At 67.1% G+C, this 15,397-nt stretch carries 15 protein-coding genes; 5 read left to right on the top strand and 10 right to left on the bottom strand.

Features of this window, described 5'->3' with window-relative positions:
- Positions 1-419: 419 nt before the first annotated feature.
- The 8 genes from AB0H57_RS13080 to AB0H57_RS13115 all read right to left on the bottom strand — a co-directional run bounded on the left by AB0H57_RS13080 (position 420) and on the right by AB0H57_RS13115 (position 10,198).
- On the bottom strand, positions 420-1,163 hold the full coding sequence (locus AB0H57_RS13080) for a 3-oxoacyl-ACP reductase family protein (protein ID WP_357505816.1): 744 nt from the start codon (positions 1,161-1,163) through the stop codon (positions 420-422).
- 300 nt (positions 1,164-1,463) lie between these two features.
- Positions 1,464-3,173, bottom strand: coding sequence for an iron-containing alcohol dehydrogenase (locus AB0H57_RS13085; RefSeq protein ID WP_357505818.1), 1,710 nt, complete (start codon positions 3,171-3,173; stop codon positions 1,464-1,466).
- Complete coding sequence (locus tag AB0H57_RS13090; protein WP_357505820.1) at positions 3,170-4,630, bottom strand: NAD-dependent succinate-semialdehyde dehydrogenase; 1,461 nt, start codon at positions 4,628-4,630, stop codon at positions 3,170-3,172. Before AB0H57_RS13090 ends, AB0H57_RS13085 begins: the two co-directional genes overlap by 4 nt.
- A 136-nt stretch (positions 4,631-4,766) precedes the next feature.
- Positions 4,767-5,843, bottom strand: a complete 1,077-nt coding sequence (locus AB0H57_RS13095; RefSeq protein ID WP_357505822.1) for an ABC transporter ATP-binding protein — start codon at positions 5,841-5,843, stop codon at positions 4,767-4,769.
- On the bottom strand, positions 5,843-6,910 hold the full coding sequence (locus AB0H57_RS13100; protein ID WP_357505824.1) for an ATP-binding cassette domain-containing protein: 1,068 nt from the start codon (positions 6,908-6,910) through the stop codon (positions 5,843-5,845). The genes AB0H57_RS13095 and AB0H57_RS13100 overlap by 1 nt, the downstream gene beginning before the upstream one ends.
- Positions 6,910-7,821 carry a carbohydrate ABC transporter permease gene (locus AB0H57_RS13105; protein WP_357505826.1) on the bottom strand — a complete coding sequence of 304 codons (912 nt, stop codon included), beginning with the start codon at positions 7,819-7,821 and terminating at the stop codon, positions 6,910-6,912. The genes AB0H57_RS13100 and AB0H57_RS13105 overlap by 1 nt, the downstream gene beginning before the upstream one ends.
- Positions 7,821-8,666: a sugar ABC transporter permease gene (locus AB0H57_RS13110; protein ID WP_357505828.1), complete on the bottom strand. Its 846-nt coding sequence runs from the start codon at positions 8,664-8,666 to the stop codon at positions 7,821-7,823. Before AB0H57_RS13110 ends, AB0H57_RS13105 begins: the two co-directional genes overlap by 1 nt.
- Before the next feature lie 98 nt (positions 8,667-8,764).
- A complete protein-coding gene (locus AB0H57_RS13115) occupies positions 8,765-10,198 on the bottom strand; it encodes an extracellular solute-binding protein (RefSeq protein WP_357505830.1) in 1,434 nt (477 codons plus the stop codon).
- 391 nt (positions 10,199-10,589) lie between these two features.
- Between AB0H57_RS13115 and AB0H57_RS13120 the strand changes: the two genes are divergently transcribed.
- From AB0H57_RS13120 to AB0H57_RS13130, 3 genes are all read left to right on the top strand, one after another.
- Positions 10,590-11,333: a GntR family transcriptional regulator gene (locus AB0H57_RS13120; RefSeq protein WP_357505832.1), complete on the top strand. Its 744-nt coding sequence runs from the start codon at positions 10,590-10,592 to the stop codon at positions 11,331-11,333.
- A gap of 87 nt (positions 11,334-11,420) precedes the next feature.
- On the top strand, positions 11,421-11,990 hold the full coding sequence (locus tag AB0H57_RS13125) for a DJ-1/PfpI family protein (protein WP_355167305.1): 570 nt from the start codon (positions 11,421-11,423) through the stop codon (positions 11,988-11,990).
- A 97-nt stretch (positions 11,991-12,087) separates the two neighbouring features.
- The gene (locus AB0H57_RS13130; RefSeq protein ID WP_357506026.1) at positions 12,088-12,831 is read left to right on the top strand and encodes an alpha/beta hydrolase; all 744 of its coding nucleotides are present in this window, start codon (positions 12,088-12,090) and stop codon (positions 12,829-12,831) included.
- Between the two features lie 36 nt (positions 12,832-12,867).
- Here the strand turns inward: AB0H57_RS13130 and AB0H57_RS13135 are convergent, their stop codons facing one another.
- Complete coding sequence (locus AB0H57_RS13135; protein ID WP_357505834.1) at positions 12,868-13,761, bottom strand: alpha/beta hydrolase fold domain-containing protein; 894 nt, start codon at positions 13,759-13,761, stop codon at positions 12,868-12,870.
- A 107-nt stretch (positions 13,762-13,868) separates the two neighbouring features.
- On the opposite strand from AB0H57_RS13135, the gene AB0H57_RS13140 reads away from it, so the two are divergent.
- On the top strand, positions 13,869-14,612 hold the full coding sequence (locus AB0H57_RS13140; protein ID WP_357505836.1) for an alpha/beta hydrolase: 744 nt from the start codon (positions 13,869-13,871) through the stop codon (positions 14,610-14,612).
- A gap of 3 nt (positions 14,613-14,615) precedes the next feature.
- On the top strand, positions 14,616-15,053 hold the full coding sequence (locus AB0H57_RS13145) for a helix-turn-helix domain-containing protein (RefSeq protein WP_357505838.1): 438 nt from the start codon (positions 14,616-14,618) through the stop codon (positions 15,051-15,053).
- A gap of 136 nt (positions 15,054-15,189) precedes the next feature.
- Here AB0H57_RS13145 and AB0H57_RS13150 read toward each other — a convergent pair whose 3' ends face one another.
- A complete protein-coding gene (locus tag AB0H57_RS13150; RefSeq protein ID WP_357505840.1) occupies positions 15,190-15,387 on the bottom strand; it encodes a hypothetical protein in 198 nt (65 codons plus the stop codon).
- Between the last annotated feature and the right edge of the window lie 10 nt (positions 15,388-15,397).

Raw genomic sequence — 15,397 nt, forward strand, 5'->3', positions numbered from 1 at the left:
AACCTCGATGACGGTGATCCCGGGAAGGACCACCTTCATACCGGGGTTCTGCGTCTTTCCGTTGCACCGCACCGGATCTGGGCGCGTCTGGACCGCTGGCCGAGCCGGCTACTCCAAGTCCTTACACCGTTACTCGGAAAGGCTCATTGCCAAGCTCGGCCACTGCGTCGGGGTGAGAGATCAGAAAGCGCACGGCGACAATCATGCCTGTTGGGTAGGACGGTGGTGTCTTCGAGAGCCTCCTGCACCTGCCCGAGCAACTCCAGTAGCGGGCCAGCGGCGTAGGACATGCCGAATTGAGGATGTCTGGCTCGCGACTCAAGCAAACTGGCAAGAGGAACGGCCCGTCCCCGGTAAGACGGGTAGGGACGGGCCGTAGCTGTGCGCGAGGGTGGACTGGGATGGCGGTGAGCCGATGATCAGATGGTGAAGCCGCCGTCGACGTTGACCGTCGCCCCTGTGATGTAACGCCCGTCCGGGCTGGCGAGGAACGCCACCGCGGCGGCCACGTCAGTTGGCTCCGCGTAGTGGCCGAGGGCGGTGAACCCGTTGATCGTGTCGGCATTGGGGCCGTCGGCTGGGTTCAGTTCGGTGTTGGTGGCCCCTGGATTTACCAGATTCACCGTGATCGCCCTGCCGCCGAGTTCGCGTCCGAGCGCCTTGGTCAGGCCGATCAGGGCGGTCTTGCTCATCGCGTACAGCGAGAAGCCCGGGAAGACTGCCCGCTCGGCCATGTTGCTGCCGATGTTGATGATCCGCCCACCGGCCGACATGTGGCGTACCGCTGCCTGTGAGGCGACGAACGGCGCCCGGACGTTGACCGCGACGGTCTGTTCGAAGTCTTCGAGGCTCAGTTGCTCCAGCGGTCCGAGGAGGAACGCGCCGGCATTGTTGACCAGGATGTCCAGCCGCCCCAGCTCACCGGCGACCCGGTCAACCGCGTCGACCACCGCCGCCGGGTCGGCACTGTCCGCCTGCACGGCGATGGTCCGCCGTCCCGCGGCCTTGATCTGGTCCACCACGTCGTCGGCGCGTTGCTGATTCTGCTGGAACGTCAGCGCCACATCGGCGCCCTCATTGCCCAGGCGCAACGCCACTGCAGCGCCAATGCCACGACCACCACCGGTAACCAGAGCTACCTTGCCGTCGAGTGCCTTGTTCATGACGGCAAGCCTGGTCGACAAGAGGCCAACCGTCCGGCGGTGATCGGACGTCGCGTTCGCGTCACCGGTACCAACGGCCCAACCTGCGCATCCAAGGTTGTCCATGCGTGTAGGAGTGCAATCGGTCCGGAGCCTTGGCACTTTCGTTGGGCCGCGCTGCGTCGTTTACTGCCTGGTCGGGGTGAGTGACCCGAGGAGGGCTGCGACGTCGGGCGCGATGGCGTAGCCGAGCATTCCGACACCCAGGGTGGGGCAGGGAAACTCGTCGCCATGTGAAAGGCCGGTCACTATCTCTCGGAGTCAGGACGTGTGGGTCCGGTCCCCGGTCCAGGCCGCTTCGAGGATCGCGGTCAGGCTGGCGGTGTCGGTTGGGCCTGGATGGTTCTGGATCAAGCGGGTGACGCCACTGGCCATCTCCGCGAAGCGCGGGAGGTCGGCGCGTGCCACGCCGATGTCCGCCAAGGTGGGAGGGATGCCGATGTCGGCAAGGAGCCCGTCGAGCCAGGTGAGGAACGTATCTGCGGCCTCGGCATCCGAGGCGTCGGTCACGTCGAGCCCGCACATCCCGGCGAGGATGGCCAACCGGTCGGCGATGGCATCCCTGGCCGCGTCCAGCGCGTAGGGCAGTAGCAGCCCGACGCCCAGGCCGTGCGGCGTGTGCGTGGCTGCGCCGATGGGGTACTGGAGAGCGTGCGGGGCCGCGTTGCCCGCGTGGGAAAATGCGAGCCCGGCGAGCATGGACCCATAGGACATGTCCGCGCGCGCGTCCGTGTCGCCTCCGTCCCTGACAGCACGACGCAAGCTACGGGCGATCCGCTCCGCGGCCAGGAGCGCGTAGTGGTCGGTGATGGGGTTGCGGCCGAGGAAGACCTGCTCCACCGGGTCGCGCGGTCCGTGGGCCCGGGGTCGCGCGGTGTAGCTCTCCACCGCGTGACAGAACGCGTCGATGCCGGAGTGGGCGGTGACGGTCGCAGGGCAGGTGTAGGTGAGTTCGGGGTCGACGATGGCGAAGTCGGGCACGATGTGGACGCTGGAAACCCCCACCTTCAGCTCTCGGTCCGGGTCGGTCAACACCGAGACGGGTGTGAGTTCGGAGCCAGTGCCTGACGTCGTCGGGACCGCGACGAGAGGGATCGTCGGCCCGGGCACCTTCGACTCGCCGTAGAAGTCGCGCGGCGTCCCACCGTGGCGCCGGATGACGCCGACGATTTTGGCGAGGTCGATCACCGTGCCACCCCCGATGGCGAGGATCACGTCGGCGTCCACCTCGGCGGCGACCGAGACGGCCAGGGCGACATCGGCGAGTGGCACGTCTGGAGTCGCGTCGGAGAACACCTCGACGACCTCGACCTTCTCCCGCACGGCGGCCACGATCTCGGCCACGCCCGGCTGCCGCAAAAGAACCTGGTCGGTAACGATGAGGACTCGCGAGCCACTCTCGGCCACCACTCGTGGGATGTTCTGCGCGACCCCTTCGCCCACTATCAGCTGGCGTGGTCCGCGGACGGTCTCAAGCATGTCAGTGCCTCTCCGGAACGTCGGCGGCGATTTGCTGGCGGACGTCCAGGTCACCCGCGAGACCGGGACGGCGTCGGCAAGGTTGGCCGCCCGGGTGGCGCAGGCGCGTGGGCCGGGCGCCCGGGCTCGATCGTGCCCGGTCGCCCTCGGCTCCATCACGATGAAGACGTCGCCCTTGGTGGACGGGTGGGTCGGGTCGAGGGTCCCGCGGACATCGTCGCCAAGGGCGGTACGAGTCCGGGTCGCGACCGACGCCTCGGTCATGAGCCCGAGGGCGTAGCTGTTGGGACCGCCGAAGGGGCTGATCGCCCCAACCACCGCCGTGGTCGCGGCGGTGGTACGCACACCGGCGGAGTCGCCCCGCGTCCCGGGTGCCAGCGGGTTCGTGCCGGCCATGGCCCGGGTCCCGTCCCCTGGGTGGAGGCCGGCCAGGTCATGTGTGCACAGGGCGCGGTGATCCTCGGCGGACGTCCGGAGCAGCAGGCCGGTCACGGTAGGTCGATCGCCGCGTAGGTGAGGTCGAGGTACTCAAGGATGCCCTCGTGCGACCCCTCCTTGCCGATCCCGGACTGCTTCACGCCTCCGAACGGTGCTGACGGGTCCGATATCAGACCACGGTTGATGCCGATCATCCCCGTTTCTAGCCCCTCGGTGAACCGGAGCGCCCGCTGGAGGTCACGGGTGAAGATGTATCCGACCAGGCCGTGCTCGGTGTCGTTGGCCTTCGCCAGCACTTCGTCGTCGGACGTGAACGAGATGATCGGCGCCACTGGGCCGAAGATCTCCGCCTCCAGCATCCGCGCATCTTCGGGCACGTCGACGAGGACGGTAGGCGGGTAGAAGTGGCCCGGCCCATCCGGACGCTCGCCGCCCACCAAGACCCGGGCGCCGCGATCGACCGCGTCGGCGACGAGCTCGTCGATCTTGTTGACCGAGGCCTCGTCGATCAACGCCCCGACGTCCACGCCGTCGTCGAGACCATGGCCCACCGAGAGCGCGCCCATCCGCTCGGCGAAGCGCGCCGTGAACTCCTCGCGCACCGGCTCCTCGACGTAGATCCGGTTGGCCGCGATGCAGGACTCCCCGATGTTGCGCATCTTGGCCACCATGGCACCGTCGAGCGCGACGTTCAGGTCAGCGTCGGCACACACGATCAAGGCCGCGTTGCCGCCCAGTTCCATGGAGGTACGCAGCACGTTGTCCGCAGCCTGTCGTAGCAGCACGCGCCCGACCTCGGTCGACCCGGTGAACGAAAGCTTGCGGGTCCGACTGTCGGCCAGCAGTGCTGAGACCACCTCGCCGGCACGCTTGGTGGTCACCACGTTGACGACGCCCGGGGGAACGCCGACCTGCTCCATGATGCGGGCCAGGAACAGCATGGTGAGTGGCGTCTGGGCTGCTGGCTTGGTGATCGTCGTGCAGCCCGCAGCCAGCGCAGGAGCGATCTTGCGGGCAGCCATGGCCAACGGAAAGTTCCAGGGCGTCACGAAGACGCACGGTCCGACCGGCTTCGGCACGGTGAGGATGCGATATCCACCTGCGGGAGCGGTGCTGTAGCGCCCCTCGACGCGCACCGCCTCCTCGGCGAACCAACGGAAGAACTCGGCGCCATAGGCCACCTCTGCCCGAGCCTCGGCGAGCGGCTTGCCCATCTCGAGCGTTATCAGCCGGGCGACATCCTCGGATCGCTCGGTCAGTGCCCGGTACGTCGCGGTCAACAACTCTGACCGTTTCCGCGGCGGGGTCGCCGCCCACTCCGCCATCGCCTTGCTCGCCATGTCCAGAGCGGCGAGCCCGTCAACGACGCCGGCGTCCGCCACCTCGGCGATGGTCTTGCCGGTGGCCGGGTCCTCGACGGCAAAGGTGGCTCCGCTTGCGGCGTCGCGCCAGGCGTCGCCGATCCGCAGCCGCCGGTGCTCGGGGGCCAGGACGTTCATCGGATCACTCATCGCGTCGCCTCCTGTGATCTTCTTGGTGATGTCCGGCGTGCCTCAGCGATCGGGCTGTGCGCGGAGACGGATGGGTCGCAGGCCCTCGTCGGGGCGAGATTGCCGGGCGGTCGAATGTCGCCGCCGCCCGGCGCGGTTACCGGCCAGCCTCGGACAGCGCCAGCCCGGTGCCCGCATCGAACAGGTGTGCACGATCCAGGTCGACCGTCACAAGCAGCCGCTCGCCCGGCGTACCGGTGACGGTGGGTCGTGCCTTGACCTTGAGGATCTCCGTCCCCACTCGGACGTCGACCACTGTTCGGTCACCGAGCGGCTCAAGCCCGTAGAGCTCACCCGACAACGACGCGTTCCCACGCTGCTCGACGGACAGGTCCTCCGCGCGCAGGCCCAGCAGCAGCGCACGACCGTCCTCCGCCGTGGTCCAGCGGGGCCGCGGCAGCGTCCAGCCTTCCGCCCCGACCAGACGATCTCCCTCGGCGTGGCAGGCGAGCAGGCTGATCGGCGGGCTCCCGACGAATCCTGCGACCCACTGGTTGGCTGGATGCTCGTACACCTCGGTCGGCGTTCCGACCTGTTGCACCTTCCCCTCCTTGAGGACCGCGACCTGGTCGGCCATGGACAGGGCCTCGACCTGGTCGTTGGTGACGTAGACGAAGGTTGCTCCGAGGCTCCGGTGGATGCGGGTGAGCTCGGTGCGCATCTCGACGCGGAGCTTGAGGTCGAGGTTCGTCAGCGGCTCGTCCATGAGAAACGCGCGCGGGCGACGGACCAGCGCCCGGGCCAGGGCGACACGCTGCATCTCACCGCCCGACAACTGCGCGGGACGACGCTGCAGCAGACGATCGATGTGCAGCAGGCCCGACATCCGCTCGACGGCAGCGGCAATCTCACTCGAAGAACAGCGGCGTGCCCGCAGCGGCGAAGCGATGTTCTCGTACACGGTGTGTCGCGGGTAGAGGGCGTAGCTCTGGAAGACCATGGCCAGGTCGCGTGCGGCCGGGGCGTCACCGGTCGCGTCCCTGCCGTCCAGATGCACCGACCCGGCGTCAAGCTTCTCAAGGCCGGCGATCGCTCGCAGGGTCGTCGTCTTGCCTGCCCCGGAGGGACCGAGCACGACGAAGAACGAGCCGTCCGGCACGTCCAGCGTCACCCCGTCCAGGGCCTGGACTTTGCCGAAGGACTTGCACAGCCCGTGCACCGCCACGGTTCCCATCAGGCCACCAGTTCTTCCGTGCTCACGTCGTAGACCGCCGGGGTCCCGCCGGTGTGCCGCAGCCCGACCGTTGCGTCAGCGGCGAAACGGACAGTCGGTGGCATCCGAACCCGTACGTCGCGCTGGCCGCTGTGGTCAACCACGTAGATGATTTCGTCGCCCAGCCACTCCGCCGAGACCACGCGGGCCGGGACCGAACGTTCCGCCCCTGCTTCTGTGACTTCCAGCGCCTCCGGCCGGACGCCTGCGACCAGGCGACGATCGCGCGGCAGGCCTGGCGGTGGCGTGAGGACCAGTCCGCCCTGACTGCGCAGGTTCCCGTCGGCCACCTCCACCTCAATGAGGTTCATCGGCGGGGAGCCGATGAATGCGGCGCAGAAAAGACTCGCCGGACGGTCGTAGACCTCCAGCGGCGTGCCGATCTGCTCGACGCGGCCCTTGTTGAGGATGGCGATCCTGTGACCGAGCGACATCGCCTCGACCTGGTCGTGGGTGACGTAGACCATCGTCGCCCCCAGTTCCCCCTGCAGGTGCTTGATCTCCGTGCGCATGTCGGCCCTCAGCTCCGCGTCCAGATTGGTGAGAGGTTCGTCCATGAGGAATGCGCGCGGTCGTCGCACCAGGGCGCGAGCAAGCGCAACGCGCTGCTGTTCCCCGCCGGACAGCTGGCGCGGTCGCCGATCCAGGAGCGGACCAAGCCGCATCAGCCGGGCGGCCTCGTCGACCCGCGCGTGCACCTCCGGCTTGGGCAGTCCCTCGGCCCGCAGTGGGAACGCCAGGTTGTCGCGGGTTCTCAGATGCGGGTAGAGAGCGTAGAACTGGAACACCATGGCGATGTCGCGCTCGGCGGGCGGCAGGTCGTTGACCAGCGTGTCGCCGATGCGGATGTCGCCCGTCGTCTGCCTCTCCAGGCCGGCTATTGCCCGCAGCGTGGTCGTCTTGCCGCAACCCGAAGGGCCGAGCATCACGAACAGCTCGCCGTCGCCGATGGACAGGTCCACGTGATCAACCGCGACCGTCCCGTCCGGGTAGCGCTTGTGCAGGGCGGTCACCTCGATGCCCGCCATCAGCGTCGCACCGCCCCGAGCGTCACACCGGCGACGAGGTGCTTGCGCACCAGGTAGGCGAAGACCAGCACCGGTAGGGCGAAGACCACGGAGGCGGCAGCCACGAGGCCCCAGTCCACAGTGGTGCCACCGATGAGGCCGGCGATGGCGGGTGGGGCCGTCCGCACGCTGTCGCTGGAGGTGAGGAAGATGGCGAACACGAATTCGTTCCACGAGAAGATGAGTGCGAAGACCGCCGTCGCGGCGATGCCGGGCACGAGCAGGGGAAGGGTGTATCGCCAGAACGCCTGCAAACGGGTGTAGCCGTCGAGCATGGCGGCATCCTCGTACTCCGCAGGCACCTCGTCGACGAACCCCTTCATCATCCAGATCGTGAACGGGACGTTGAACGCGGCGTAGATGAGGATCAGGCCGAGCTTGGAGTCGATGAGTCCGACCTGGCGGTACATGAGGAAGATCGGGACCACGACCACCACGGGCGGCATGAAGCGGGTGGACAGGATGAAGAACAGTTGGTCTTTCCTGGCCTTCACGGCGAAGCGTGAGTAGGCCCAGGCGGCCGGGACCCCCAGCACGGTGGCGAGCACCGTGGAGACCCCGGCGACCACGACGGAGTTGAGGAACGAGACGGACAAGGCCGAGCGGCCGCCGTCGGGGGCGACGAACATGTCCTTGAAATGGTCCAGAGTGACCTTGAAGCCGAAGAATCTGGCCGGGATGGCGTAGACGTCCCGGTTCTCCTTGAGGGATGTCTCGATCATCCACAGCACCGGAAAGAGCATCACGACGGCCAGCACGGTCAGCAGCGCGACCTCCAGCACGGAGCGGCCCCGGCCGCCAAGGCGGCGCGCGGGGGGCGTGTGATCCCGGGCAGGACCTGCGGACACGGCCTCGTCGACGGAGACGGCCATCAGCCCTCCTTGAGCTTGTTCAGGTAGCGCAGGTAGAGCTGCGTGAGGACGATGACGACGAGGACCATGAGGATTCCGTACGCCGAGGCGGTTCCGGTGTTGAAGCCGAGAAACGCCACCTTGTAGATGTGGAACGACAACGTCTCGGTGGAGACACCCGGGCCGCCGTTGGTGAGGATGTAGACGAGGTCGAACAGCCGGAAGGCCTCGATGGCCCTGAACATCACGGCAATGAGAAGCAGTGGCCATACCAGCGGAAGAGTGATGGTGCGGAACCGGAACCACTCGGACGCCCGGTCGATCGAGGCGGCCTCGTACAGGTACTTGGGTACCGCGGTAAGGCCGGCAAGCGCGATGAGCATGATGAACGGCGTCCATTGCCAGGTGTCGACCACGATCAGGGAAAGCAATGCCGTTCGCTGCCGGGTGAGCCACTCCACCTGCCCCAGGCCGAGCGAGCCGAGCATGCTGTTGACCACGCCGAATTGCGCGTCGAGCATGAATCGCCAGAACAGCCCGACCACGACCGGCGACAGCATCATCGGAACCAGGAACAGAGTGGTCAGCACTCCTCGCCCGTGCGTGCGCCGTGAGATCAGGTAGGCGATGCCGAATCCGAGCACGGTCTGCAGGCCGACCGCGCCGATCACGTAGATCAACGTCGTCAGGGCCCTCTGGTGGACCTGCGCCGAAGTCAGGATGGCGGTGTAGTTCCCGAACCCGATGAAATCGGCGGGCCCCCTGCGGGTGGCCGAGTAGTCGGTGAAGGACAGGTACAACGCCCACAGCAACGGGAACACCGACATGGCGAGCAACAGCAGCAGCGCGGGGGAGATGAAGGTCACGGCGAGCCCGCGGTCGCTCAACCGGCGGGACCGACCCGGTGCAGGTGGCGTCGCAGACGCCACCTGCCCGGGGTGATCGGTCGTCTGAGGGACGGCACTCACAGTCCGCCGCCGCCCTTGCGGCTGCTCGAGTCGAGCACGCTCTGCTGCTCCTTGGCGATGTCGTCGAGCGCATCCTTCGGCTTCTTCGCGCCGTTGAGAGCCGCGTTCACGTTGGTGTTCTCAATGTCGACGAGGCGCGCGTACTCCGGCACGTTCCACATGTCCCGCATCCGCGGAACCGAGTCGGTGTACACCTGGTTGAACGGCCCGGCATTGAGGAACTCGGGCGACTCCAGGGCGTCCGTACGCGATGGCACGCCACCGGCCGCTGCCCACTTCTTCTGGACATCAGCCCGCTCGAACCACTTCATGAAGTTCAGGGCCTCGGCCTGGTTCGCCGTGGAGGAGTAGGCCGACACGTGCATCCCCATACCGCCGAGCGGCACCAGGTTCGTCTTCTGGCTCGGCAGGGTGGCAAAACCCAGCTTGTCGAGAATCTGCTCCCGCGTGGTGCCGAGCGTCGACTGCTTCGGATCGAGCAGGCCGCCGCTCGCGGCGATCCAGTTGAACGCGATGCATGCCTTGCCCTGGGCGACCGCCGCGTTCACCTCGTCGATGAACCAGTTGCCGGAGCCCTTGGCGGTCAGCGGCTTCATCTTGTTGACCAGGACGTCCATCGCCTCCTGGCCCGCAGAGTCGTTGAGGACGCCCTCGATCTTGCGCGTCTTGGCGTCCCAGAGGTTGCCGCCGTAGACGCCGTTGACCGTGTTGTAGGTTACGGCCGCAGCGTCGGAGCCGTTGGCCTGGTGGAAGGCCAGCCCGCTGACGCCAGGGTGTTCCGCCTGGCACCGCTCGGCGACTGAGATCATCTGGTCCCAGGTCTGCGGTGGCTTGTCGCCGATCAGGTCCTTGCGGTAGATCATCGTCCAGGTGTCGCCGAGTAGCGGCAGTCCGTACAGGCTGGCGTTTTCATCGCGCTTGCCGGTCTCCGCCTGCGGGAACTGGCCGTAGGCCGCCAGGAGGTACGGGTTGTACGCCTTGACGTCGATGTTGTTCTTGACGAAGTCGGTGATGTCGAGGACGTTGCCGTTCGTCACGGCCTCGCCGATGTGTTGCGAGTCCAGGATCGCGATGTCGAAGTCGGTCTTGCGCGCGGCGAACTGGGTGAACATCGCGTCGTGCCAGTTCGCGTTCGGCACGGTGTTGACCTTGATGGTCGCGTTCGGTCGCTCCTTTTTGTACTCGGCGTTCGCGAAGGCTTCCAGTGCGTGGGCGGGAGGCCAGTCGAACCAGATGAAGCTGAGGGTCAGCGGGTCCTTGGTGAGCTCCGGGATGGTCGCCGGTGCCTTGGGGGCGCTCGCCTTCGTGCCGTCGTCCTGGCCATCGCCGCAAGCCGCCACGGTCGTGGCCACCAGCAGCATGGCAGCCGTCGCCAGCTGCACCTTGCGACCGGGAACGGCAATTCGTCCTATTCGCTTCGGATACCGCATCTTGTCGCCTGCTTTCTGGGTGGGGACTTCGAAAGCCTCGCTATGTGCTTCGCCGAGCAGTTGCTGAGTTGTTCAGGCGTGTTGCCGGGCCGGCGCGGGGGTCGACCCGCGGACCGGCGTCACGAGTACGCGGCGATGTACGGGGTCTTCCTGCCGTCGAGAAGACCGTCGGTCCAGCTGCGGCCCGGTGACGAACCGAGCAGCACGTCGAGCATGCTCATGGGAGCTCCAGATGATCGAAGTAGAGCGATGGGGGGCGGTTCCGCGATGGTGCAGGATGGCGGGCATCCGTCGCTTTTCCTATACGATCTAGTGGGGGCGTCAGCATGTCGCAGCGCTATGACTGATGTCAACAGGTTCCCGCAGGCGCAAGGAAGGACCTCACGTCACGATGGACGACGAAGCGATGATCGCGCGGGGCCGTAGGGCCGTGACGGGCGGAATGCCGCCGGGAAGATCTGGCGGCCGGCTTGCCGACGAGGTGTACGACAGGCTGCTCGGACAGCTGATGTCGCTACGGATCGAGCCTGGCTCCCGCGTCACGATCGACGTCCTGGCGCGAGAGCTGGGGGTCTCGCAGACGCCGATCCGAGACGCTCTGAACCGCATGGAGGCCGAGGGTCTGGTCGTGCGTGTGCCCCATGCTGGCTACCGCATTCCCCCCCAAATAACCCGTCACCGATTCGAGGACATGCTCGAGGTCCGCCTGCTCCTCGAGCCGGCAGCGGCGCGCAGATCCGCCGAACGCGCATCCTCTGAGCAGGTGGCCGGTCTGCGACGAATGCTGGAGGAGATGGCGGAACTGGAGAGGGGCAACGGGCCCATGGCCTATGGCGCCTTCGGGCTACGCGACGCCGCTTTTCACGATCTCGTCGCCCTGAGCGCGGAGAACCAGGTCATTCGTGAAACGCTAGCTCGCCTGCACAGCCACGTGCACCTCTTCCGGCTTCACCACGACACCCAGGTCACTCACCTGGCCATGGCCGAGCACGAGGACATTGTGGCCGCGATCGCCGCGCGTGACCCCGACGCCGCCGCCTACGCGATGCGTCGACACATCCTGCGGTCCGGCGAGCGTTTCCGACGATTGTTCGACGAGGTTAAGGACGCGGACGGAATGGCGGTAGAGGCTTGACGGGCGGGCTGGGCCGAGCAATGCTAGCTCATCCGATCGGATCGGATTGGATCCACCTCACCCGCCCCCAGATGCGAGGAGACGCAGGTGCCCAGAGCGCTGCTCCTGACCGGCGACGCCGCCGAGGAGCTCGACACCATGTATCCCTACTATCGCGTGCAGGAGGGCGGCTGGGACGTTGACGTCTCGTCACGGACGATGCGTGACGTGCAACTGGTCATCCACGAGTTCGACCCCAACTCCGACGCCTACGTGGAGAAGAACGGCCGGAAGCTGCCGGTCGACGTGCCCTGGGCCGAGGTCGACGTCGAGCGCTATGACGCCCTCATCATCCCCGGGGGACGTGCCCCCGAGTGGATCCGGGTCGACGCCGACGTCCGGCGCATCACCGAGCACTTCTTCGCGCGAAACCTCCCCATCGCGCTGGTGTGCCACGGCGCGCAGGTACCAGCGGTGTACGGGCTACTGAAGGGTCGAAAGACGGCGTGCTTCCCGCCCATCACCGGTGACATGGAGAACGCGGGCGCGACGGTCGTCGACGCTCCCGACGTCGTGGACGGCAACCTTGTTTCCTGCCGAGGGTGGCCCGACATGCCGCAATTCGGCAGGGCGATGATGGAGCTCTTTTCGAAGTCCGTCAACTCCGCATCGGCATGAGCACACCTGGCCTGCCCCGGTGACGGCACTTCGGACCGTCACAGTCGACGGGTCCCCCGTCCACGTCCTAGAGAGCGGCACCGGGCCCGCGGTGCTGATGCTGCACGGCTCCGGGCCCGGCACGACCGGGTCCGGCGCCTGGGCAACGACGGCGCAGGCGCTGGGCACATCCTGGCATTTGGTGGCTCCTGACCAGGCGGGGTTCGGCCGTACACCTATCCCGGCGGGCTCCAGGGGCGGGCTTCGGCTGTGGACGGAGCAGGCCGCGGGCCTGATGGATGCTCTCGGTATCGAGTACTACGCCGTGGTGGGTCACTCCATGGGCGGTGCCGTGGCGCTGGCGTTGGCGGCCGCGCGCCCCCAGCAGGTCACCCGTGTCGTGGCGGTCTCGACGATGGGCGCCCCCGGGGCGCCGCTGTCCGCCGAGCTCGACGCGGTCTGGGCCGCCCCCGCCGGCCCGCTCGGGGCACGAGACATGCTGAGTCGCCTCGTCCTCGACCAAGCGCTCGTGACCGATTCGGCCGTCGATGCCCGTGCAGCTGCGATGCGAGCGGGGGCGGCCGCGTTCGCATCGTTGTTCCCTCCACCTAGGGCACGATGGGTCGACGAGCTCACCCTCTCGGCGCAAACGCTGGCAGCGGTGCGCGCGCCCGTGCTGCTCGTTCACGGCGCCGAGGACCGAGTCACCCCGCTCGGGACGGCAGCCCAGCCCCTGCTCGAACACCTGGCCGATGTCCGTCTGCACGTGCTCGGCCGATGCGGGCACGTGCCGGCGATCGAGCACCCGCACGAGTTCAGGCAACTGCTGTCGTGCTTCCTCCGCCGGGACCGAGGTCACTAATTGCTGCGGCAGGTCAGCAGCCCGTGCTCAAGCAGATCAGCATGAAGCAGACGTGATCCGCGCAGAAGCTAACGCCCTCCCCGAGACCCGAGCCGTGCGGCTGCGACGCGCCTGCTCCTGAGCACGCTGCTCATCATGCTCGGCAGCCTTCTGGAAGGCGTTCGTAGGTGTCGGGGCTGACGTGACCCAGACGGCTGTGTCGGCGGCGTGGGTTGTGAAAACCTTCGATGTAGGGTGTGGGTAGGCCGAGTATCGGCCGATCGGGATGGCACCGACAACGCGCAGCCCGAGATGGGCGACGGTTGGTGTCCACGCCTGCACGATCCGCCGGCGTGGCCCTCGGTGCAGCTGGTAGATCAACCCGTCGACACCAACGTCACCGCAGTACGTCGCACTGCCATGCCCGGAACGCGTGTCCGGCGGCGTCACGGCCCGCGAGGAACGCTCACTGCTCGACCGCGTCGAGGCGGCCCGGCTCGCCCTTGGCGGGTGCGCGGAATCGAACCACAATCGCCATGCCGCGCGCAGCTCCGCCCGGTCGGGGAACACACCGGGCGCCGCTGGATAGGACGGGCTCGCGCAGGCGGGCCGAGCGGCGCACCAGTGCCGCCCGAGGCACGGGCATGCCGGCTTCACGGCGGGCGAGCGCAGCGGACGCGTCGATAGTGCGCCGTCGCTGTCGCCGCCGATCACGACCTGCCGCCTCTGCTCGGGTCTCGGCCAGTCGAGCGTGGCCAGCATGTCGAGCACCGCCGCCGGGAACCGGTGCGCGGGCGCGAGCCAGTAGTCCACGGAGGCGACCGCCCATCCAGACATGGAGGCGGTGACGGGTGCCCAGTGACGGGCGGAGCCGGGGTGCCAGGGAACTGCGTGCGTCCGTACCACCCACTCACGCGGCCGCGAAGGGCGATGCACCAGCACCGGAACCATGGCACCGCCAGACGCGACCGTGCCTCATTCAGACTGGTTGCATTTCGCGATCAGACTTCGTACTCTGGAGCCGATCTTGAAAGTAGAGCAGTTTAGAGGGGGCCCCTATGGACATCCGTCCCACAGTGATCTTGGTGCCGGGCGCATGGAGCGGAGCTTGGGTCTGGGATCCGACGGCGAGCGACCTGCGCCGCAGAGGATCCCACGCAGAGACCGTGACCCTTCTTGGTCTCGAACCCGGGCGGTCCCGCGCTTCCATCGCTGAAGTTCGTCTTGAGGACCACGTCGACCAGCTCACCGCACACGTCGCTCGGGCCGCTGGGCCCGTGGTGCTCGTCGGGCATTCGTATTCGTCGATGGTTACCGCTCAGGTTGCTGACCGGGCCGGTGACCAGGTGGCCGGACTTATCCATTTCGGCGGTTACATGCCAACGGATGGTCGTTCGCTGCTCGACGACTGGGGCGGCTCTGAGTCGGCGCGCGAACAAGAGCGCCAGGCGATCATGGAAGCGGGAAACGTGTGGCTGCCTCCCCAACGCCACATGCTCGAGTACGAAGGGGACCTGACCGACGCTGATCGGAACCGCCTGGCCGAGCGCTTCACGTTGCATCCTGGGTATACCGTCACTGACCCAGCACGACTGAATGCTGATACTTCAGGTCAGCCGACGACATACGTGGTCCTCTCACCAGATGAAACATCGGAGGCAAGCCGTTCGACCGACAATCCGCCAAGCGGGTGGCGTATTGAGCATCTCATGAGCGGACACTGGCCCATGCTGTCCCGGCCCGACGAGGTCGTCGACCTCATAGCCCATGAAGTTGTCCGCTATGCCCGGGCGCGGAGGTAGACCGTGGCCACGGCGGACCGTTCCCGCTGCCCCATCAACCTCGCTGTCGAGGTCCTGGGGGATCGATGGACGCTACTCATCCTGCGGGACATCGCCTTCGCTGACCGCAGGCACTTTCGCGAACTGCTCCGCGGCTCCGAAGAAAGCATCACCAGCAGCATCCTGGCCGATCGCCTCGAACGACTCACATCGACAGGAATCCTCACCCGCGCAGACGATCCCACACACCGACAGAAGGCCAGGTACACGTTGACTGAGAAGGGCATCGAGCTCGTTCCGGTCATCGCCACCGTCGCACAGTGGGGAGCGACCCATTGCCCGGTCGATCCGGAGAAGACCGACGTGGTCCTCGAACTCGCATACGAGCTGCCAGCAACTTGGGCGCACCGCATGGACTCCCTGCGAGCGCATCACCTTGGCCAACAAACGACCAGATCATGAGCGGCAAACCGCCGGGCACGCAGACCTTTCTCCAACTGCTGATCAACACACTCGTTGCGAACCGACGTAGCCTCCGCTCGCCGGATCGCATCCACTGCGAGCCGAGCCTTCGCCGTCCCGGCGAGAAACGCTTGGTCTATTCGCCGTAGACAGCGTCGGTGTAGTCCAGTCCCGGTCCAGCGTCCTCCGGGATCGAGCAGATCGCGGTCTTGACCTTGGCATCCAAGCGCACGGTGACCGAGACCTGTCGGCCGGGCGGCGTCGCGGCGGTCAGCCTGTGGCGGTAGCAGAACCCATTCGCGTACGGCGGCTCAGCGACCAGGAAGGTCAGCAACTGCTGAAGA

It is taken from the genome of Micromonospora sp. NPDC050686 (assembly GCF_040654475.1).
GTDB lineage: Bacteria > Actinomycetota > Actinomycetes > Mycobacteriales > Micromonosporaceae > Micromonospora.

What these genes read in the sequence shown, in the direction of transcription:
- AB0H57_RS13095 (WP_357505822.1), bottom strand. Translation starts at nt 5,843, where the DNA reads ATGGGAACCGTGGCGGTGCACGGGCTGTGCAAGTCCTTCGGCAAAGTC.
- AB0H57_RS13090 (WP_357505820.1), bottom strand. Translation starts at nt 4,630, where the DNA reads ATGAGTGATCCGATGAACGTCCTGGCCCCCGAGCACCGGCGGCTGCGG.
- AB0H57_RS13120 (WP_357505832.1), top strand. Translation starts at nt 10,590, where the DNA reads ATGGACGACGAAGCGATGATCGCGCGGGGCCGTAGGGCCGTGACGGGC.
- AB0H57_RS13130 (WP_357506026.1), top strand. Translation starts at nt 12,088, where the DNA reads ATGCTGCACGGCTCCGGGCCCGGCACGACCGGGTCCGGCGCCTGGGCA.
- AB0H57_RS13105 (WP_357505826.1), bottom strand. Translation starts at nt 7,821, where the DNA reads ATGGCCGTCTCCGTCGACGAGGCCGTGTCCGCAGGTCCTGCCCGGGAT.
- AB0H57_RS13080 (WP_357505816.1), bottom strand. Translation starts at nt 1,163, where the DNA reads ATGAACAAGGCACTCGACGGCAAGGTAGCTCTGGTTACCGGTGGTGGT.
- AB0H57_RS13100 (WP_357505824.1), bottom strand. Translation starts at nt 6,910, where the DNA reads ATGGCGGGCATCGAGGTGACCGCCCTGCACAAGCGCTACCCGGACGGG.
- AB0H57_RS13135 (WP_357505834.1), bottom strand. Translation starts at nt 13,761, where the DNA reads ATGGTTCCGGTGCTGGTGCATCGCCCTTCGCGGCCGCGTGAGTGGGTG.
- AB0H57_RS13140 (WP_357505836.1), top strand. Translation starts at nt 13,869, where the DNA reads ATGGACATCCGTCCCACAGTGATCTTGGTGCCGGGCGCATGGAGCGGA.
- AB0H57_RS13115 (WP_357505830.1), bottom strand. Translation starts at nt 10,198, where the DNA reads ATGCGGTATCCGAAGCGAATAGGACGAATTGCCGTTCCCGGTCGCAAG.